The following is an 18,416-nucleotide window of genomic DNA, read 5'->3' as shown; positions in this document are numbered from 1 at the left end:
TCGGCTTCCACCCTCCGTGTCGCTTGAGGTGAGGCGGCACGGAGGGAGCATGGGGGTGAGGAACGATCGCGGTCCACACCTTTAAAGACGCCGCAGGCGGTGTTTTCGTGGTCTGCCCCGGCCACCGGGTTGACGAGTAAGTCGCCGAGTCTGTGATCGCCGAGCCCGTGACCGCTCGTTCTGTGATCGCCGTGTCTGCGGTTGCCTGGACTGCCGGCCTCGGCAGACCGGGCGGCCCTGCCGGGCCCGCCCGGTCTGCCGGTTGCGGTGGAAAGCGGGCTGTGGTCGGCGGCACGGCGGCCGGGAGTGGCTAAGAGGCCTTCCCGATGGTCGGCGGGGTGGCCTGCGCCGCCGCCCGTGAGGGCGGCGTGGGCGGCGGCGCGTGCTGGGGTGGGGATCATTCCGAGCGCAGTCCCAACGCTCCGGTCGCCCTCCGCACCGACGGGAGGGTCAACGCCGTCACGACCACGACCAGGATGGCGGAGGCTGTGCTGAGCACGGCCATGCCCGGCCAGTCGAGGACGATCGGCTGGGAGATGATGTCCAGCAGCAGCACGGCCAGGCCGCTGCCCACGGCGATGGCCACCGCCAGGGCCAACAGCAGCGGCACGGCGTTCTGCCAGAGCAGCGACCGGCTCAGGGTTCCCCTCGGCACGCCGCTCGCGGCCAGCACCGCCAGCGGGCGCCGGCGTTCCCGCACCTGTTCCAGCGCCAGGACCAGCAGGCTGCCGCCCGCCAGCAGCAGGGTGAGCAGGGAGCCGGCCAGCAGGCCCTGCCGGATGCTCTGGAACTGCTGGATGCGTTCGCTCAGGTCGGTTTGGCCGTAGTGGTACGAGTAGGTGCGCCAGGCCAGCGGTGCGATCGCGTTGCGCACCTGCTCGGCGGTGTCCGCCGTGGCCGGGTCGATCCGCACGTGGATCGTGGTGTTGCGCAGCGGCGCGTCAACGCCCTTCAGCGCTCCCGGCGTGAGCAGCAGGCCCCGATCGGAGTTGTCGTGGACCCCCGCCGGCGGGTCGGCCTGGCGGTAGGCCGGGATGGTCCACTGTGGACCGACCACCTCCTCCTCGCCATAGCCCTGGGTCAAGGTCACCCGGGTTCCCGGCTCGATCTTCTCCTCATGGGGGTCGCTGGACGGGATGCCGCTGCCGACGTAGAACGCGTCGCCGTCTTGGCAGCTCGGCAGGCTCGCCATGGTCTTCAGGGCTTCGCACCCGGCCACGGTCGCCGAGTAGGTGTTCTTCTCGCCGACCTTGAACTGGATGTACGACAGCGGGTGGACGCGTTCGACGCCCACCGAACGCTCCAGCAGACCGATGGCCCGGTCGGGCAGCCCGGCGGTCGAGTCGTTCAGGCTCACCACCATCAACCCCCGGTCGGCCTCGGGGATCGGACGGTCGATGATCTCGGTCTCCGCGCTGGCCAGCACCGACTGGAGGGCGATGCCGCCGGCCAGGACGACCGCCACCCCGCCGACCACGCGGGCCGCCGTGCCGCTCTCCAACTGAAGCCGGCGGATCGCCAACTGCCACGACGGCGCACCGCCGCGCAGCCTGCCCACCGCGCGCTCCACGACCCACGGCAGCAGCAGCGGGATGCTCAGCAGCAGCATGAGGATGCCGCCGATCACGATCGGCTCCGACGCGTTGTTCCGCGTGTCGCCCAACGCGCCCGACTGGCTGACCAGGGCCACCGTGCCGATGAAGATCGGCACGGTCCGCCACCACAGCACCCGGCGGACCGGTTTGGCGCGGCGCACCACACCCAGCGGCTCGATCACCGTGCGGCGCATGGCGACTATCGACGTCACCACCGCCAACACCGGCACCAGCACGGCGATCAGCACCGCCAACGGCAGCGACGGCGTCAGGTCGCTGACGAACACGCTGATGCCCATCAGCTCCACCCGCTCCACGAACTGCCGGGTGACCAGGAACAGCACCGCGCCGACGGCCAACCCCGTCACCGCGCCGAGCAACGCCTCGCCCGCCGCGATCCGGCGCACCCGCTGCGCGCCCGCGCCGACCAGCCGCAGCGCCGCCAGCCGCCGGTCGCGCTCGCTGCCGGCCAGCCGCGTGCTGATGCCCACGAAGACCAGGACGGGGAACAGCAGCGCGACCACCCCGACCATGACCAGCAGCGTCAGCAACGGGTCGAGCTGCCGCTCGCGCACCGCGCCGCCGAACGAGAGGACGGCCCGCTTCGCGGCTCGTTCGACGCTCGCGTCGCCGGCGACGAAGAGCAGGTCGTGCGGCGCTTGCAGGCCTTGCTGCGTGATCAGGCCGATCCGCCGCTGGGGGAAGCGCTCGCGCAGCAGTTCGCCCTGCGGTGAGTCGAGCAAGGACGCGAGCGCGGGCGAGACGACGATCTCGCCGTCGCCGGGCACCCTCGACACGCCCGGCGGCACGGGCGCTCCCGGCCCGCTCCCGACGACGAAGTCGCCGGAGATCGACCGACCGTGGAACTCGGTCATCCAGTCCTTGGTGTACAGGACGTCCGCGCCCGCCGGGGGCTCGCCGCGCACACCGTCGGCGGCGGCGCTGCGCTCGGCCCGCTCGGACTGCATCGTCGGGACCGAGGACGCCGTGAGCAGCACCGCCACCCCGATGCCGATGCCCGCGCCGGTCAGCGCGAGCCGGACCCACGACGTGCGACCGCCGCCCAGCGCGAGCCGGACGCCCAAGGCCAAGTCGGACAGCCAGCGCCTCATCGGACCCGCTCCGGGCCGTGCGGACGGGCGGCGGCGCGGGCGGCCGATGCCTTGCGGCGGGCGGGGCGGCGCTCGACCTCCGGTCCGGACGGCACGCTGCGGAGCGCTGGCCGGAGCCGGGGCCGGGTGTCGTTCGGCGGGGTGGAGTCGAGCAGCGGGTGGTGCGGCGAAGTCCGGTGCTCCAGCGTCGCCGGAGCGAGCCGGGTGTGCTTCGGCGAGGCCTGCGCGGGCTGCCGGGTGGCGTGCTGGGCCACGGTGAGGCGGACTCGGTGCGCCACGCTGGTGAGGAAGGCGGACAGGCGGGTCATGCGACGGGCTCCACTTCCCTGGACCGGCCGTCGCGGACCACGACCTCGCGGTCGGAGTACGCCGCCACGCGTGCCTCGTGGGTCACCAGGACGACGGCGGCGTTGGTCTCCTTCGCGGCGGTGGTGAGCAGTTGCATCACGCGTTCGCCGTTGAGGGAGTCCAGGGCGCCGGTCGGCTCGTCGGCGAAGATCACCCGAGGGCCCGTCACCAGGGCGCGTGCCACCGCCACCCGCTGGCCCTGGCCGCCGGACGTCTCGCCGGGCCGCTTGTCCGCCACGTCCGACACCTCCAGCCGCTCCAGCCAGCCGTTGGCGCGGGACTCGGCCTCCCGGCGCTTCATGCCGCCCAACCTCAGCGGCAGGGCCACGTTCTCCAGGCAGCTCAGCTCGGGCACGAGCTGGCCGAACTGGAACACGAAGCCGAAATCGGTGCGCCGCAGCTCGCTGCGCTCGCCGTCGCCCATCGCGCTCAGCTCGGCGTCCCGGTACCGCACCACGCCCGAATCCGGGGTCAGGATCCCGGCCAGGCAGTGCAGCAGGGTCGACTTGCCCGAGCCCGACGGGCCCATCACGGCCACCACCTCGCCCGCGTGCACGCTCAGCCCCGCGCCGTCCAGCGCGGGCGTCGGGCCGAACGACTTGCGCAGGTCCACGGCCTCCAACAGGGCGCTCACCGGTGCACCTCCGAAAGCTGCGCGGAGAGCTGCCCCAAGCGGGCGGCGGTCAGCTCCAACCAGCGCAGATCGGCCTCCAGGTGGAACAGGGCGTGGTCGCAGATCAACTGGTCGGCCAGGTCGCCGGCGGCCTTCCGCCTGGTCAGCTCGCGCATGGTGTGCAGGTGCGCGGACCGCTGCACGTCCAGCACGTCGTCGGCGCTGCGACCGGACAGCAGGGCCAGCACGACCTTCGCGTACAGCGTGTTCTGCAGGTAGGGCTCCGGTTTCTCCGGTGTGCCCAGCCACGACTCCACGTCCGTCACGCCCGCGTCCGTGATCGCGTACCGCTTGCGCTCCGGACCGTCACCGGACTCCACCCCGGCCTCCTCGACGAGACCATTGCGCAGCAGCCGGGACAGCGTTGTGTAGACCTGCCCGTAGTGCAGCGGCCGGTCTTGGCCGAAGCGCTCGTCGTAGGCCTTCTTCAGGTCGTATCCGTGCCGAGGGCCCTTCTCCAGCAGGCCCAGCAGGGTGTGTCCGATCGACATGTCCGCGACTATACACACAAGGTATACATAGGGTTCATAGCCTGATCGGCGGTCGCCCGAACGGGCAATGGCTTAACCAGCGAAAGTGACTTGACGGTTACTTCGCCACATCGCGACGCGCCGACGCCTACAGTGGAGGTGTGACTGGTCTGGCGGCCGGCTGGGACCACGCGACTTTTGCGCAGAGTCGAGCCGGCGATGCGGAACACGATGTGGAGCTGCTGCTCGCTTTCCTGAACACCCGAGATCTCGAACTCGGCACGGACGTCCTCGACAACGCCGCCGCCTGGCGCGCGTGGGTCACCGAACGCGGCCTAGGCGACGTCGGCGACCTGGCAGAGGCCCGTGCCGTCCGCACCTCGCTGCGGGCTTCGCTGGGTGAACGGCACGACGGCCCCGACCCCACCCACACCGCGGGGCTGATCCGGGTCGACCTCAGCCACGGTGTGCCCACGATGTCCAGCGACGACGCCCTCGGCGCGGTGCTGGGCGCGGCGGCCCGGCTGGCGGTGCTCGGGTCGTGGGAGCGGTTCAAGATCTGCCAGGCGGACGGCTGCCTGTGGGCGTTCTTCGACCGTTCCCGGAACCGCTCGCGCATGTGGTGCTCGATGCAGGTGTGCGGGAACCGCGAGAAGGCACGCAACTTCCGGGAACGGCGCGCGCTCAGCGTGTCCTGAGCGCTCCCGGGCGGTCCGGCGCCTCAGACCACAAGCTGCCCGATCGTGTAGATCACCAGGCCCGCCAGGGCGCCCACCACCGTGCCGTTGATGCGGATGAACTGCAGGTCGCGGCCGACCTGCAGCTCGATCTTGCGCGAGGTCTCCTCGGCGTCCCAGCGCTCGACGGTGTCGGTGATCAGCGTGGTGATCTCGTCGCGGTAGTTGCCGACGACGTGCCCGGCCGCGCCTTCGAGCCACCCGTCGACCTTCGCCCGCATGGACTCGTCGGACACCAGCCGCCGCCCGAACGACAGCAAGCCCTCCCGCATGCGTTTGCGCAGCTCGGAGGACGGGTCCTCGGCGGCGGTGAGCAGCATGCCCTTGGCCGTGCCCCACGCGGACCCGATCAGGCGCTGCACGTCGGGGTGGTCGATGACCTGCTGCTTCACCGCGTCGGCCCGGTGCATGGTGGCCGGGTCGTGCTGGAGGTCGGTCGAGAACGAGATCAGGAAGTGGTCCACCGCCTGCCGCATCGGGTGGTTGACGTCGGTCTTCACCGCCCACGCGAAGTTCAGCAGCTCGGTGTAGACCTTGTCGCCGAGCAGCGAGTCCATGAACTTCGGCGACCACACCGGCGAGCGTTCGGTGACCAGCCCGATGATCTTGTCGTGGTTGTCCCGCACCCAGTCGTAGGCCCGGTCGCACATCAGGTCCACGAGCTTGTGGTGCGCGCCGTCGGTGAGCACCTGGCCGAGCAGCCTGCCCAGCGGCGGGCCCCACGGCTGGTCGGTCAGCCGCCGCACCACCGCCTGCTCCACGATGGCCTGCACGTCGTCATCCCGAAGCACCGTGATGGCGCCCTTGACCACGTTCGCCAGCTCCGATGTCACCCGTTCGGCGTGATCCGGCTCGGCCAGCCACACGCCGACCCGCTGCGCCACCCCGACCCGCCGCAGCTTGTCCCGCACCACGTCCTCGGACAGGAAGTTGGTGCCGACGAACGACCCCAGCGCGTCCCCGAACGTGTCCTTGCGGCTCGGGATGATCGCGGTGTGCGGGATCGGCAGCCCCAGCGGCCTGCGGAAGAGCGCCGTCACGGCGAACCAGTCGGCCAGCGCGCCGACCATGCCCGCCTCGGCCGCCGCCCGCAGGTAGCCGACCCACGCCGGGCCGCCCTCCTCGAACAGCAGCGCGACGATGAAGATCGCCGTCGCGGCCAGGAAGAAGCCCGTGGCGACGAGTTTCATCCGGCGCAGGCCGGTGCGCTTGAGCTGGTCGGCGGCCGTCAGTTGCTCCACCACCTCATTGTCCGTGAAGATTCGGACTTGTGCGGGAACCAGCGCTAGTCACCAGGATGCGGCCGTTCACCTCGACGATCTTCGCGGAGATGACCGCGTTGGCGAACCGCACCGGGGCGGTGAACCTCGGGCAGGGCTTCCCGGACACCGACGGCCCGGCCGGGATGCTCGCGGTGGCCAAGGACTCCATCGACGGCGGCCTCAACCAGTACCCGCCCGGCACCGGCATGCCGGTGCTGCGCCAGGCGATCGCCGAACACCGCACGCGGTTCGGGACCGACTACGACCCGGACACCGAGATCCTGGTCACGGTCGGCGCGACGGAAGCCATCGCGGCGTCCCTCCTGGCGCTGGTGGAGCCGGGTGACGAGGTCGTGCTGATCGAGCCGTACTACGACTCGTACGCGGCCTCCGTGGCGCTGGCGGGCGCGACCCGCCGCACCGTCGGCCTGGTGGAGGAACCCGGCACGGGCCGGCTGGGCCTGGACGTCCAGGCGCTCCGCGACGCCGTCGGCCCGCGGACCAAGGCCATCCTGCTCAACACGCCGCACAACCCCACCGGCACCGTGCTCGACCGCGCCGAGCTGGCGGAAGTCGCCCGGCTGTGCGTCCGGCACGACGTGATCGCGATCACCGACGAGGTCTACGAGCACCTGGTGTTCGACGGTCGGGAGCACGTCCCGCTGGCGACCCTGCCGGGCATGGCCGAGCGCACGGTCACCATCTCGGGCGCGGGCAAGACGTTCAACTGCACGGGCTGGAAGATCGGCTGGGTGTGCGCGCCCGCCGAGCTGGTGGGCGCGGTCCGGGCCGCCAAGCAGTTCCTGACCTTCGTGGGCGGCGCGCCGTTCCAGCCCGCTGTGGCGCACGCGCTGCGCAACGAGCTGCCCTGGGTGGAGGAGCTGCGGACGTCGTTGCAGAACAAGCGCTCCCGACTCGCCGCGGGCCTCACCGAGGCCGGTTTCGCCGTGCGCCCGAGCGAAGGCACGTACTTCATCACCGCCGACGTCCGCCCACTCGGCTTCACGGACGGCGCGCAACTGTGCCGTGAGCTGCCGGAACGCATCGGCGTGGCGGGCGTGCCGGTCCAGGTGTTCACCGATCACCCGGACCGGTGGCAGCACCTGGTGCGGTTCGCGTTCTGCAAGAAGGACGAGGTCCTGGACGAGGCGATCCGCCGGCTGCGCAAGCTAGGCGCCTGACCGCACGGAGGTCCGGGCGCCCGCGAGCCGCTCCTGCACGAGCGCGTGCCGGAACTGGTAGCAGGCGCCTGTTTGCCGCAACACGCCGAGCTTGCGGGCGTCGTCCAGGAACACCATCAACTCCCACGGTAGCTTGCCCCTGAACGCCAGCCAGACCCGTGCGACGGTGAACCACCACCACCGCAGGTGCAGCACGGACAACGTGAACCCGAGCATCAGCCCACAGGCCAGCCCCAACCCCACCATGCCGGTCTGGTTGGGCCCGAACACCAGCCCGGCAGCCGCCCCGAACACCACGGCGAGCACGAGCGAACCCGTCCACACGGCGATCCGGTCCCGCGCCATGGTCCACTTCGGACTGGACGGGTGGGTCAACTCGGCACTGCTGCTCAACGCGAACCGCAGTGCCACGGCGACGCCCAGCCCCAACCCGACCACCAGACCCGCGGAGAGCCCGTACAGAGCACCGAAGACAAGCCCGATCGCCGTCCCGAGCACACCGCTGACGACCACGAGACTGCGCCAGACACCCAACCGCGGCTTCGGCTCCCGATCCCGAGAGGCGAAGAGCGCGGCCACCGCCACCGCGACACCGGCGACGAGACCCGTGACCGGCGCGAATTTCGGCGTGCTCGCGTAAGCCATCAGCCACCCGACCCCGAGCCCGCCGATCGACCCGAGCACCACCGCGCCCAACACGGCCAACCACCGCTTGCCGACCGACCGCCGCAACTCCCACCAGGCCAGATCGGTGATCTCGCGAGACCGCATCTCGTGCGCGAGGAACGTCAGCCACCTGGTGGCCTTGTCCCGTGGCCACACCTGACTGGCCCGAGCCTGGTGGGCCACGGCACGATCCCCGAACGCGCCCGAGACCAGCGTGTCGACCAAGTGGTCCTCGATCGACTGCCGATCGGGGAACCGACCGCGGTCGAGCAGCTCGCTGGGCTCGCCGTACGCGTAGACGACCCCGGCCAGCCACACGGCGAGTGGCGTGGCGAGCGCGTCGGCCAGCCGCCCGTCCGGCTCGGCGCGCAGGTGGAGGAAGATCGGCTCCCAGCGGGCAGCCGTCACGGGGTCGGCGTGCGCGCGCAGGTAGCCCGCGATCTCCTCGTGGTCCAGCGGGTGCAACTGGACGACGTCCGCACCCGCGACGGCGACGCCGGCCTCGAAGAACTCATCCACCCGACTGGTCAGCACCAACGGCGCGGACGAGGGGAAAGCCCGGTTGATCCGGCTGAGCGCCTCGACCCGCTTGGCGGCGGGAATCCGGTCGAGCCCGTCCAGGATCGGGAGCACGAGGCGCTGCTCGACCAGCAGGTCACCGGCGTAGCTGCCGTACAGCTCGGTGTTGCGCAGCGCGGGGTGCTCCTCGTAGAGCCGGCGGGTCATCCAGGTGCGGACGTCCTCGGCCTCGGGATCCCAAGTGGACAGTGAGAGCAGCAGGGGCACCGGCCCACCCTGGTACCGATCCAGCAACCCGATGGTGAGCAACATGGCAATGGTGCTCTTCCCCGCGCCGGCCTCACCGAGGAACACCAGCCGAGGCTGCCGCTCGAACGCGCCGACCACGGCGTCACTGCGCCCAGGACGCCCGTTCAGCGAACTCCAGTGCAGGTCGAGGATCTCCTCACCCAGCCCACGGGCACGACACTCCTCCGTCCACTGGGCGTGCAGGGCGACGGCAAGCGCCCGCGTGGCGGCATCGAGGTTGTCGTCGGTGGCAAGACCGGCAGCCCGCCGCCGATGCAACCAGGGGTCGACAACAGCGAGAAACGCCAAGAACCCGACCGCGAGCCCGGACAACCAGAGGTCGGGCTCGATGCCGTAGTCGGTGACGAACAACCCGGCCGCCGCGAGCAGGGCGGCCAGGACACACCCCACAAGCACGGCGCGCTGACGAAATCCGGACACGAGGGCATAATGACCCACCTGTCACTCCAGGTGGTGACACGGTCACCCTTGTGTCGTGCGTACCCTCGGGTATGTGATCTGCCCCAAGTGCCAGGACCTGATGCGCACCATCACGCGCGGAGCCGTCCACATCGAGCAGTGCGACAACTGCAAGGGTGTGTTCCTGGACGGCGGCGAACTGGAACAGATCGTCGCAGCCGAGCGCGAACACTACGCCACCCCACCACCGCCATACCCGGGCGGCGGCGCCACCACCACCGCACCGCCACCCGCCCCACCACCTGCCCCGACCGGCGCCCCACCGCCCTACCAGCCCCCGCCGGGCACCGTGCCAGGCCCGCCACCACCGGCCTACCCGGGCGGCTACTACGACCACAACCAGTACGGCCAACGCCGGCGACGAAGCTTCCTGGAAGAACTGCTCGACTAACACACGCCGATCACCACAGGGACAGCGGCCAAGCCGGCACACGCCGCGCGCAGCGCACACCCCGAGCTGGGCTGCGTGTCATCCCCGTATGGCCTGCCCGCAGGGAACCGCGCTTGTCCAGGGAGTGCAAGCACGCTCTTCGCTTGCGCTCCCTGGACAAGGGTGGTGGTCTTTGACCAGGCCATACGGGGATGACACGACGCCCGAGTCCTGCTTTTGTGATCATCCTTGGCGGCCAGCCCAGCGGCGAGCGCGCTCTTCGTCACGAACCAGCGAGCACGCTTGACGCACTTCGACCCGATCCGGGGCGAGCGACGCCCGAACTGGGCCCGCAAGTGCTCAAAGAGGCCAAGTCAAGGACGTGCCGTCCAACGCGAAGTACTGGGCAGAAGCCGTAGCCGTGAACGTGAAGTGCTGCCGACGAGGCCGACCAAGCGCCCGCCACTCCCGATAAGCCGACTCGGCCAACGTCCACAACTCACGAGCCCCACCCTGGTCCACCACCGCCCCCCGATGCCGAACCCAAGACCCATCAGGGTGAACCAACCGAAGGGGATCGGTCCCCACCACCACCCCGGACAACACCAACCCGGCGAAGAACTCGAACCCGGAACCCGGATCGAGCACCGCCCGAGCAGGCAGCAAAGTAGTCCGAGTGGAAAGAGGAGAAGCCGACGAAGCGTGCAACAAAGCAGCATCGGCCCACCGCTGACTGTGCGCCCGAAGAGGCATGAACCGGCCGTCCTCCGACATCACCCGCCCGACGGCGACCCCGTCCCGCACCCGGAGCCGGACCAACCCGGCCCCGATGGCCCGGTTGAAGGTGGTGACGATCAACCCGTCCGTAGAGACCTGCTCCAACCAGGCAGCAGGCACCCGCGACACCGCACAAGTGCCCAGGATCCGCGAATACGGAGCACGAGCCGCGTACCCGGACTCACCATCCCCGGCCACGCAGACCGGGTCGTACCCGGCCTCCCGCAGCAAAGCCGAAGCACGCGCGTGAACCCCGGGATCGACGTCGATCGAGGTGACCGCCGAACCCCCGAGAACGGTGCTGAGCAGGGCCGCGTTGTAGCCCGTCCCGGTGCCGATCTCCAGCACCGTCTGCCCGCGTGAGACGTCCAGCGCCGCCAGCATGATCGCCATGATCGTGGGCATGCTGGACGAGCTGGTGGGCACCCCGGTCACCGGACCGCCCGCGAGTGCTTGCTCCCAAGCCGCGTCCGTCCCGTTCAACTGGGTCACGCACACCTGGTTCCGGTAGGCCAGCGACAGGTGGTCCGGGTGCGCGGACGTGATCGGCTCCCACCGCCCGTCCTCGCCCTGCACGAAGAAACCCGGCAGGAACGCATGGCGCGGGACCTCGCGAAACGCCGCGACCCACCGCTGGTCGGCGAGCACGCCGGTGGTGCGCAGCGTGTCGACCAGCTCTTGGCGCAGCTTGGCGGCGACGTCCACGAGCCTCACCGTAGCGCTGTGGGCGAGCGCACGTCCGGGTTGCTAGCTGAGCGCTTGCAGGAGCTAGCACTCGCGCGTACCGTCGAAGGCGGACCGAGGAGGTGCCGCGAGTTGGACAAGTCCATCGACAAGGCGGTCGTCGATCTCGGCCGCGACATCGGCGAGTACATCCGCCAGCAGCGCAGCACCGCGAAGATCTCGCTGCGCCAACTGGCGAAGCTCGCCGGGGTGTCCAACCCTTACCTCAGCCAGATCGAGCGGGGCCTGCGCAAACCCAGCGCCGAAATCCTGCAGCAGATCGCCAAGGGGCTGCGGATCTCGGCGGAGGCGCTGTACGTCGAGGCCGGGATCCTGGAGCAGCGCGAAGGCGGCGCGCTGGCGGACGCCATCGTCACCGCCCCGGACCTGACGGAGCGGCAGAAGCAGGTGCTGCTCGACGTCTACGAGTCGTTCCGGCGGGAGAACGCCGCCAACCAACCCAAGTCCGAGGAGTGATCTCCATGCCGAACCTGCCCACCACCGAGGAGCTGCGCAAGGCGGGCGAGCAGGCCGTCGCCGCCGCGCGCACGCCGCTGCTGGCCGCCCTGGGCGCCGGCGACCTGGCCGCGAAGGCCGTGGTCGACGCGCTGAGCAAGGCCAAGGAGCGCGCCGAGGCCGCGCGGACCGCCGCCGAGTCGGCCGACCTCAAGGACCTCCGCGAGAAGTTCGACCCGGCCGAGCTGCGCAAGGTCGTGGACGCGTACACGCAGTCCGCGCTGAACCTGTACCAGTTCCTGGCCGAGCACGGCCAGGAGGCGCTGGACAAGCTGAAGGCCCAGCCGCAGGTCCAGAAGGCCCTGCACCAGGTCGAGGAAGCCGTCGAGACCGCGCAGAAGCGCACCGAGGCCGCCGCGAGCGACGCCCGCGAGATCGCCGACGACGTGCTCGGCAAGGTGAGCCGCCGCACCCGTTCGACCGGCGAGAAGGTCGCCCACGAGGTGGACGAGGCCGGCGGGAAGCTCGCCGAGGCCGTCGCCGAGACCGGTGACGACGTCGCGCACGAGGTGCGCAGCACCACGCGCAAGGCCGCGAACCGCACCGCGTCCGCGCGCTCCACGACTCCCGCGCGCAAGCCGGCCACCACCCGGTCCACCCCGGTGAAGAAGCCCGGCGACACCACCAAGTGAGCGCCCGGTCACGGGGCGTCCCGACAGGGGGCGCCCCGTTCCGGCTATCCCCGGGGCACCGTGCGCACGTAGTCTGGGGGTGTGTTCTTCTCGTTTCCGCCCCCGGACCTGATCTTTCTCGACTTGTGGATCATGTTCCTGGCGTACTACGCCGGGCTGATCCTGGGCGTCTTCGCGTTCGCGCACGCCGTGTCGCAACGGGCGGACGCCTACACCGCGGCGGAGCGCCTGACCAAGCCGGCGTGGCTCGGCATCACCGGCGGCGGCACGTTCGCGTTGCTGCTGTTCAACCTCTCCGGCCCCGGCGCGATGTTCTGGCTGGCCGGGCTGGTCGCGGTGATGGTGTACATGGTCGACGTCCGCCCGCGGCTGATCGAGGTCCAGCGCGGCCCGCGGTGGTGACCTACCGGAGCTACGGCTCCGGTGCGCCGGTCACCCTGGTCGGGCACGGGCTGGGCGCGACGCCCGGTGAGGCGCGCCTGCCCACGTCCGGCCTGCCCGGCACGAAAGTCGTGGTCACCCTCCCGTCGCACGGCGACGCCCCGGACGCGCCGGCGGGGTACTGGACCTACCGGCGCATCGCCGCCGACCTGCGCGCGGTCGCCCGTGAAGTGGGCGCGACCCGGGCGATCGGCGTGTCCCTGACCTCGGGCGCGCTGCTCTCCCTGCTGGCCGACGAGCCGGACGCGTTCGAGAAGGTCGCGCTCCTGCTGCCCGCCGTGCTGGACGAACCACGCAGGCCGCTCGCCCGCGAGTACGCGATCACCGTCATCGGCGGGCCGCCCGAGTACCTGGCGGAACGGCGCCAGGCGTTCCGCAGGCTCGACCGGGCGCTGGCCGAACTGCCCGGCCAGACCGCCGTCCCCGACCGCTCGCTGCTGCACGCGGTGCGGATCCCGGTGCTGGTCGTCGGCGCGACGGAGGACCCGCTGCACCCCGAGGACGTCGCCAAGGCCACCGCCGCCGCGTTCCCGGACGGTCGGCTGGAACTGGTGCCCTCGTGGTTGACCCATCGGGGTGACGTCCGCGGGTGGTTGGGCGATTTCCTGCGCGGGTAGCCGAACGGCATGGCCGAACAGAAGAAGATCGCATTCCTGGTCGACACGGAGGGGATCGAGCAGGTCGAGCTGACCGACCCCTGGCAGCACGTCGAGAAGGCGGGTGCGACGCCCCGGCTGCTCGCGCCGAAGCTCGGCCAGGTCCAGGGCTTCCACCACCTCACCCCGGCCGACACGTTCGACGTGGACGTGCCGTTCGCGCAGGCCGACCCGAAGGACTACGACGGCGTCGTGATCCCGGGCGGCGTGGCCAACGCGGACTTCCTGCGGATGGACCGCGACGCGGTGGCGTTCGTGCAGGGGTACGTGGCCGAGGGCAAGCCGGTCGCGTCGATCTGCCACGGGCCGTGGCTGCTGGTCGAGGCGAACGTGGTGCGCGGCAAGATGCTCACGTCGTTCCCGAGCCTGGCCACGGACATCCGCAACGCCGGCGCGCAGTGGGACGACCTGGAGGTCCAGGTCTGCGACATGAACGGCTGGACCCTCGTGACCAGCCGGAAGCCCGACGACCTGCCCGCGTTCAACCGCGAGGCGCTGAAAGCCTTTGGGCTGTGAGTCCCGGGCGGTGATCTCCGAGCCCTGACCCACGGGGATGTGCACCTCCCCGCGGGCAGTGCCGACCTGTCGAAGGCAGGTCAGTCCACTACAGCCGAGCCTGGGCGTAGGCCGCGATCGCGTCTCGCACCCACTCGGCGAACCCCTCGGCGTGGGCGTCGAACTGGACCTTGAAGTCCGGCGCGTCGACATATAGCCGACCCAGCCCCGTGTAGGACTCGCGGTTCGGCGTCCAGCTAAGGCAGATCCACCGGTAGTGCCGGTCGGTCACCTCCAGCGCTTCCGGCGCGTCGGCCGCGACACCCGCGTCGAACAGCTCGCCGTACGCCTTCGCGATGGCCTTCCACTCGGCCGTGAACTTGTCGGCGTCCTCGCGCTTCCAGTCCCGCATCCGGCGCTTGCTCTCGTCGATGTGCTCCCGCACGCCCTCGCCGAGGCGCTCCACCAGGTCCGCCTCGTAGCGGGCCTGGCGGTCGGCGTCGAAGCCCTCGAACAGCTCTTCCATCTTCATGTCGTGCTCATCCCCTTCCAGTTCCCGGATCGTCCTGGTGACGGTCTCGGCCAGCCGCGCCAGCCGCTCCTGCTCCGTGCGCAGCCACTGCCGGTGGTTGCGCAGCACGTCCACCGTGCGGTGGCGGCCGTCGAGCACCTCGGACACCGTGTCGAGGTTCAGCCCGAGGTCGCGCAGCAGGAGGATCTGCTGGAGCCGCAGCAGTTGCTCGCGCTCGTAGTACCGGTAGCCGTTGCTCCCGATCCACGCCGGTTCGAGCAGCCCGATCCGGTCGTAGTGCCGCAACGTCCGTGAAGTCACCTTCGACATCCGCGCGACCTGTGCGATCGACCAGGCCATGACCGTCACCTCCCCTGTGCGGACCACGGTAGATGTTGACGTAACGTCAAGGTCAAGCCGAGCCGGCAGGATGGTCGGCGTGTGGACCATCGCAGGAACCCTGACCCCCGTGCCCGCGCTCGACCGGCTGGACCTGGTGGCCGACCCGGTGGCCGCCGCGCTCCGCTCGATGGCGGACGCGGGCCGCCTCGCGGTCAGCGGGATCGACCCCACGCTCGCCGACACGGCCGAGTTCTGCGCGCACTACGGCTCGCCGCTGGAGGCGTCGGCGAACTGCGTGATCGTCGCGGGTAAGCGGGGCGAGTCGGTGCGGTACGCGGCGTGCGTGGTGCCGGCCACGACGAGGGCCGACGTGAACGGCGTGGTGCGGCGGCGGCTGGACGCGCGGCGGGCGTCGTTCGCGCCGATGGACGACGCGGTGGCGCTGACCGGCATGGAGTACGGCGGCATCACGCCCGTCGGGCTGCCCGCCGACTGGCCGGTGCTGTTGTCGCCCGAGGTCGCCGCCGCGCCCGAGCTGGTGATCGGCAGCGGCATCCGGGGCAGCAAGCTGCTCGTGCCCGGCGACGTGCTGGCGAAGCTGCCCGGCGCGGAAGTGGTCGAGGGGCTAGCCCGCTAGCCGCGCGACCAGCACCTCGCGCGCCTGCCGGGGCGTGAGGTGCCCGATCAGCACGTGCGTGGTCAGGCCGTCGGCCAGCGCCAGGACCGTGCGCGCCTCCAGCGGGTCGCCGAGCAGCCTGGTGAACATCCGGTGCAGGTCGGCGTAGTTGGCGCGGAGCACCGGGGCGAGGGTCGGGCTCACCGCGGCCTGCGCGACGAACGCGAGCCACACCTTGGCCTCGGCCCGTTCCGGCAGGGCGATCGCCAGGGCGGCTTCGGACGCCGTCTCGCCGACCCTCCCGAGGATTCGTCTGCCGACTTCCTCCAGCGCGAACTTCAGCATCTCGTCCTTGGTGCGGAAGCACCGCTGCACCGCGCCCAGCGACACCTCCGCGCGGCCCGCCACGTCCCGCAGGTTCACACCCTCCAGGCCGCGTTCGTCGGCGAGCAGGCACACGGCGTCCGCGATTTGCCTGCGCCTGCTGTCCTGGTCGACCACCTTCGGCACGGGTGGATCGTATCCGATACAGTCGTATCGAATACGGGGGTGTGCGATGTGGCAGTGGACGGCCGCCGACCAGGCGGCGGCGGTGCGGTCGGGCCGGGTGTCGGCCGTCGACCTGGTGGAACGGCACCTGGAGCGGATCGCGGAGGTGAACCCGCAGGTCAACGCCGTCACGCAGGTGTTGGCCGAGCAGGCCGCGGCGGACGCTCGGGCGCTGGACCGCAGGCGGTCGGCCGGTGAGGACGTCGGGCCGCTCGCGGGCGTGCCCTTCACCGTCAAGGAGAGCATCGGGATTCGCGGCGTGCCGACCACCCACGGCGCGGTGCGGCTGAAGGACTTCGTGGCCACCGAAGACGCGCCGCCGGTGGCACGGCTGCGGGCGGCGGGCGCGATCCCGATCGGCCACGCCAACATGCCGACGCTCACGCTGGCCGGGATGCACACCCGCAGCGAGCTGTTCGGCGACACCGTGAACCCGTGGGACGCCGGGGTCACGCCCGGCGGCTCCAGCGGCGGCGACGGGGTCGCGGTGGCCACCGGCATGGCCGCACTGGGGCTGGGCAACGACTCCGGCGGCTCGGTGCGCGTGCCGGCGTCGTTCTGCGGCATCGCCGGGCTCAAGCCCACCTACGGGCGGTTCGCCGCCGACCACCGGCTGAGGGCCGAGGACGAGCCGGCGTTGGGCGCGCAGCTCTTCGTGGTCGACGGGCCGCTGGCGCGGACGGTCGGCGACCTGAGGGCGGCGTTCGAGGTGCTGGCGGGCGCGTCGCCGCGCGACCCCCGCGCGGTGCCCGCTCCGCTGCGCGGCGAACCCGTGCCGCGTCGGGTCGCGGTGGTCGCCGACCCCGGTGGACGGGGCGTGCACCCGACCGTGCGGACCGGGGTCGAACGGGCCGCGGGCGCGCTGTCGGACGCCGGGTACGAGGTGGTGGAAGTCCCGGACGTGCCGATGCTGGACGAGGCGCTGTCCGCGTACGGGCGCCTGCTGATGACCGAGTTCGCCCCGGCCTGGCCGGTGGTCCGCACGCTGCTCGGCGAGGGCGGCCACCGGTACATCGAGATGTCGATGGCCAAGGCGGAACCGGTGGACGTGGTCGAGTACCTCAGGCTGACCGGCGTCGTGCTGGCCGTGAAGCGGGCGTGGGCGGAGTTCCTCGACCGGTGGCCGCTGCTGCTCGGACCGGTGTTCACCGAGCCGCCGGTCGAGCCCGGCATCGAGTCGCGGGACGCCGCCGGGCACGACCTGGTGGGCACGGCGATGCGGCTGTGCACCGCGACCAGCTTCGCCGGCCTGCCCGCCGTGGCGGTGCCGACCGGACTGGTCGACGGGCTGCCCACCGGGGTGCAGCTCATCGGCCGCGCCTACCGCGAGGACGTGTGCCTCGACGCGGCGTCCGCGGTGGAGCGGCGGTTCGGGGTGCTCACGCCGATGAGTACGCCTGCAGGAACCCGACCGCTTCGGTGATGTCGTCGGTCACCAGGATCCAGCGTTCCGCCTCCCGGCCGCGCGCGAGCTGCTGCACGAGCGGCGCGGCCGGGACCTCGTCGACCCAGAAGTCCTTGCCCAGGAACACCATCGGCGCGGCGGGGCCCACCGAGCCGTAGTGGTTCTGGGTGTAGTCCTGGAAGACTTCCTGCACCGTGCCCGCGCTGCCCGGCGTGTAGACGACGCCGCCGGTCGCGACGGTGAGCAGGCCCTCTTCGCGCACCGAGTTGGCGAAGTATTTGGCGTGCAGCTCGCACGCCGGGTTCGGCGGCTCGTGGCCGTAGAACCAGGTCGGGATGCCGATGGTGCGCGGCCGGTCGAACCGGGGCAGGTCGGTCGGGAACGCGGCGATCCACCGGCCGATGGACTCGGTGTCACCGCCGAACTTCGGCGCTCGCGCCAGGTCCCTGAGCACCTCGGGGTCCTCGCCGACCCGCACGCCCAGCGGCACGGCCTCCATCGCGCCCGGCCCGCCGCCGGTCAGCACGGTGAATCCGGCTTCGCCGAGCGCCGCGCCCAAGCCGACCGCACGCCGGTAGCCCGGCGTGTCCCGGCCCAGCGCGTGCCCGCCCATCACCGCCACCGGCGAGCCGTCCAGCACCTCGTCCAGGGCTTCGGTGATGGCGTGGTCGTGGAGGCGTTCGGCGAGGGCGTGCAGCGGGTCCGGATGGTGGCCCTGCTGCCTGCTGTGCCGGTAGATGCGCGCGTCGGGGGTGTCGGCGTACGACTCGGGGCGGGCCGGGTCGAAGCCGTCGAACAGCTCGGCCGGCGTGTACAGGGCCGACCGGTACACCGAGTACGGCACGTCGGGGATGTTCGGGAACACCAGCGCGCCCGCCGCGTCGGCCCGGCGCTGCCCGGAGGGCGGCAGCACACACCCCAGGAACAGCGCCCCGTCCAACGGAACCCGCAGGTCCTCGCCGCTCAAATCCAGCCCGACGAGGACCGCGCCACGCAGGTCCTCGGCCGCGCGGACCTGCTCCAGGTCCCTGATCTCGGTGCGCACGCCGGGG

20 protein-coding genes are annotated in these 18,416 nt (G+C 71.4%); 10 read left to right on the top strand and 10 right to left on the bottom strand.

The window, feature by feature from the left end; genetic code table 11:
• Positions 1–397: 397 nt before the first annotated feature.
• The 4 genes from ACQPZF_RS40125 to ACQPZF_RS40110 are packed head-to-tail and all read right to left on the bottom strand — an operon-like array spanning position 398 to position 4,219.
• Positions 398–2,707, bottom strand: coding sequence for an FtsX-like permease family protein (locus tag ACQPZF_RS40125; protein ID WP_433266179.1), 2,310 nt, complete (start codon positions 2,705–2,707; stop codon positions 398–400).
• Positions 2,704–3,015 (bottom strand): hypothetical protein, encoded by a 312-nt coding sequence (locus tag ACQPZF_RS40120; RefSeq protein WP_433266177.1) that lies wholly within the window; start codon positions 3,013–3,015, stop codon positions 2,704–2,706. The genes ACQPZF_RS40125 and ACQPZF_RS40120 overlap by 4 nt, the downstream gene beginning before the upstream one ends.
• A complete protein-coding gene (locus tag ACQPZF_RS40115) occupies positions 3,012–3,689 on the bottom strand; it encodes an ABC transporter ATP-binding protein (protein WP_433266175.1) in 678 nt (225 codons plus the stop codon). The genes ACQPZF_RS40120 and ACQPZF_RS40115 overlap by 4 nt, the downstream gene beginning before the upstream one ends.
• Entirely contained in the window at positions 3,686–4,219 is a 534-nt protein-coding gene (locus ACQPZF_RS40110; RefSeq protein ID WP_433266173.1) for a PadR family transcriptional regulator, read from the bottom strand. The genes ACQPZF_RS40115 and ACQPZF_RS40110 overlap by 4 nt, the downstream gene beginning before the upstream one ends.
• Before the next feature lie 140 nt (positions 4,220–4,359).
• Between ACQPZF_RS40110 and ACQPZF_RS40105 the strand changes: the two genes are divergently transcribed.
• Positions 4,360–4,896, top strand: a complete 537-nt coding sequence (locus ACQPZF_RS40105; protein WP_433266171.1) for a CGNR zinc finger domain-containing protein — start codon at positions 4,360–4,362, stop codon at positions 4,894–4,896.
• 23 nt (positions 4,897–4,919) lie between these two features.
• On the opposite strand, the gene ACQPZF_RS40100 is transcribed toward ACQPZF_RS40105, so the two are convergent.
• Positions 4,920–6,125, bottom strand: coding sequence for a DUF445 domain-containing protein (locus tag ACQPZF_RS40100; RefSeq protein ID WP_433274934.1), 1,206 nt, complete (start codon positions 6,123–6,125; stop codon positions 4,920–4,922).
• A gap of 80 nt (positions 6,126–6,205) precedes the next feature.
• Here ACQPZF_RS40100 and ACQPZF_RS40095 point away from each other — a divergent pair, with 80 nt between their 5' ends.
• Positions 6,206–7,378, top strand: coding sequence for a pyridoxal phosphate-dependent aminotransferase (locus ACQPZF_RS40095; protein ID WP_433266169.1), 1,173 nt, complete (start codon positions 6,206–6,208; stop codon positions 7,376–7,378).
• On the opposite strand, the gene ACQPZF_RS40090 is transcribed toward ACQPZF_RS40095, so the two are convergent.
• The gene (locus tag ACQPZF_RS40090; protein ID WP_433266167.1) at positions 7,367–9,292 is read right to left on the bottom strand and encodes an NACHT domain-containing protein; all 1,926 of its coding nucleotides are present in this window, start codon (positions 9,290–9,292) and stop codon (positions 7,367–7,369) included. The two genes, ACQPZF_RS40095 and ACQPZF_RS40090, sit on opposite strands and share 12 nt — an antisense overlap.
• 55 nt (positions 9,293–9,347) lie before the next feature.
• Between ACQPZF_RS40090 and ACQPZF_RS40085 the strand changes: the two genes are divergently transcribed.
• Positions 9,348–9,722, top strand: coding sequence for a zf-TFIIB domain-containing protein (locus tag ACQPZF_RS40085; RefSeq protein WP_433266165.1), 375 nt, complete (start codon positions 9,348–9,350; stop codon positions 9,720–9,722).
• 339 nt (positions 9,723–10,061) lie between these two features.
• On the opposite strand, the gene ACQPZF_RS40080 is transcribed toward ACQPZF_RS40085, so the two are convergent.
• Positions 10,062–11,183 (bottom strand): methyltransferase domain-containing protein, encoded by a 1,122-nt coding sequence (locus ACQPZF_RS40080; protein WP_433266163.1) that lies wholly within the window; start codon positions 11,181–11,183, stop codon positions 10,062–10,064.
• A 111-nt stretch (positions 11,184–11,294) separates the two neighbouring features.
• Between ACQPZF_RS40080 and ACQPZF_RS40075 the strand changes: the two genes are divergently transcribed.
• The 5 genes from ACQPZF_RS40075 (at position 11,295) to ACQPZF_RS40055 (ending at position 13,962) form a co-directional block, all read left to right on the top strand.
• A complete protein-coding gene (locus ACQPZF_RS40075) occupies positions 11,295–11,678 on the top strand; it encodes a helix-turn-helix domain-containing protein (protein ID WP_433266162.1) in 384 nt (127 codons plus the stop codon).
• 5 nt (positions 11,679–11,683) lie between these two features.
• Entirely contained in the window at positions 11,684–12,349 is a 666-nt protein-coding gene (locus ACQPZF_RS40070) for a hypothetical protein (RefSeq protein WP_433266160.1), read from the top strand.
• A 132-nt stretch (positions 12,350–12,481) separates the two neighbouring features.
• On the top strand, positions 12,482–12,751 hold the full coding sequence (locus ACQPZF_RS40065) for a DUF2516 family protein (protein WP_433274932.1): 270 nt from the start codon (positions 12,482–12,484) through the stop codon (positions 12,749–12,751).
• The gene (locus ACQPZF_RS40060; RefSeq protein ID WP_433266157.1) at positions 12,748–13,407 is read left to right on the top strand and encodes an alpha/beta fold hydrolase; all 660 of its coding nucleotides are present in this window, start codon (positions 12,748–12,750) and stop codon (positions 13,405–13,407) included. Before ACQPZF_RS40065 ends, ACQPZF_RS40060 begins: the two co-directional genes overlap by 4 nt.
• A 9-nt stretch (positions 13,408–13,416) precedes the next feature.
• Positions 13,417–13,962 (top strand): type 1 glutamine amidotransferase domain-containing protein, encoded by a 546-nt coding sequence (locus ACQPZF_RS40055; protein WP_433266156.1) that lies wholly within the window; start codon positions 13,417–13,419, stop codon positions 13,960–13,962.
• 88 nt (positions 13,963–14,050) lie between these two features.
• On the opposite strand, the gene ACQPZF_RS40050 is transcribed toward ACQPZF_RS40055, so the two are convergent.
• Complete coding sequence (locus ACQPZF_RS40050; RefSeq protein ID WP_433266154.1) at positions 14,051–14,812, bottom strand: MerR family transcriptional regulator; 762 nt, start codon at positions 14,810–14,812, stop codon at positions 14,051–14,053.
• A gap of 70 nt (positions 14,813–14,882) precedes the next feature.
• On the opposite strand from ACQPZF_RS40050, the gene ACQPZF_RS40045 reads away from it, so the two are divergent.
• Positions 14,883–15,431 (top strand): YbaK/EbsC family protein, encoded by a 549-nt coding sequence (locus tag ACQPZF_RS40045; protein WP_433266152.1) that lies wholly within the window; start codon positions 14,883–14,885, stop codon positions 15,429–15,431.
• Here ACQPZF_RS40045 and ACQPZF_RS40040 read toward each other — a convergent pair.
• Positions 15,420–15,920: a TetR/AcrR family transcriptional regulator gene (locus tag ACQPZF_RS40040; RefSeq protein ID WP_433266150.1), complete on the bottom strand. Its 501-nt coding sequence runs from the start codon at positions 15,918–15,920 to the stop codon at positions 15,420–15,422. The two genes, ACQPZF_RS40045 and ACQPZF_RS40040, sit on opposite strands and share 12 nt — an antisense overlap.
• Before the next feature lie 46 nt (positions 15,921–15,966).
• Here ACQPZF_RS40040 and ACQPZF_RS40035 point away from each other — a divergent pair, with 46 nt between their 5' ends.
• A complete protein-coding gene (locus ACQPZF_RS40035) occupies positions 15,967–17,382 on the top strand; it encodes an amidase (protein ID WP_433266148.1) in 1,416 nt (471 codons plus the stop codon).
• Here ACQPZF_RS40035 and ACQPZF_RS40030 read toward each other — a convergent pair.
• Entirely contained in the window at positions 17,339–18,409 is a 1,071-nt protein-coding gene (locus tag ACQPZF_RS40030) for an LOG family protein (RefSeq protein ID WP_433266146.1), read from the bottom strand. The two genes, ACQPZF_RS40035 and ACQPZF_RS40030, sit on opposite strands and share 44 nt — an antisense overlap.
• Positions 18,410–18,416: the final 7 nt, after the last annotated feature.

This window comes from Actinosynnema sp. CS-041913 (genome assembly GCF_050942485.1).
In the GTDB taxonomy this organism is placed as follows: domain Bacteria; phylum Actinomycetota; class Actinomycetes; order Mycobacteriales; family Pseudonocardiaceae; genus Actinosynnema.
The sequence above is the reverse complement of the archived record's forward strand: the minus strand, read 5'-3'. Positions and strand labels throughout refer to the sequence as shown.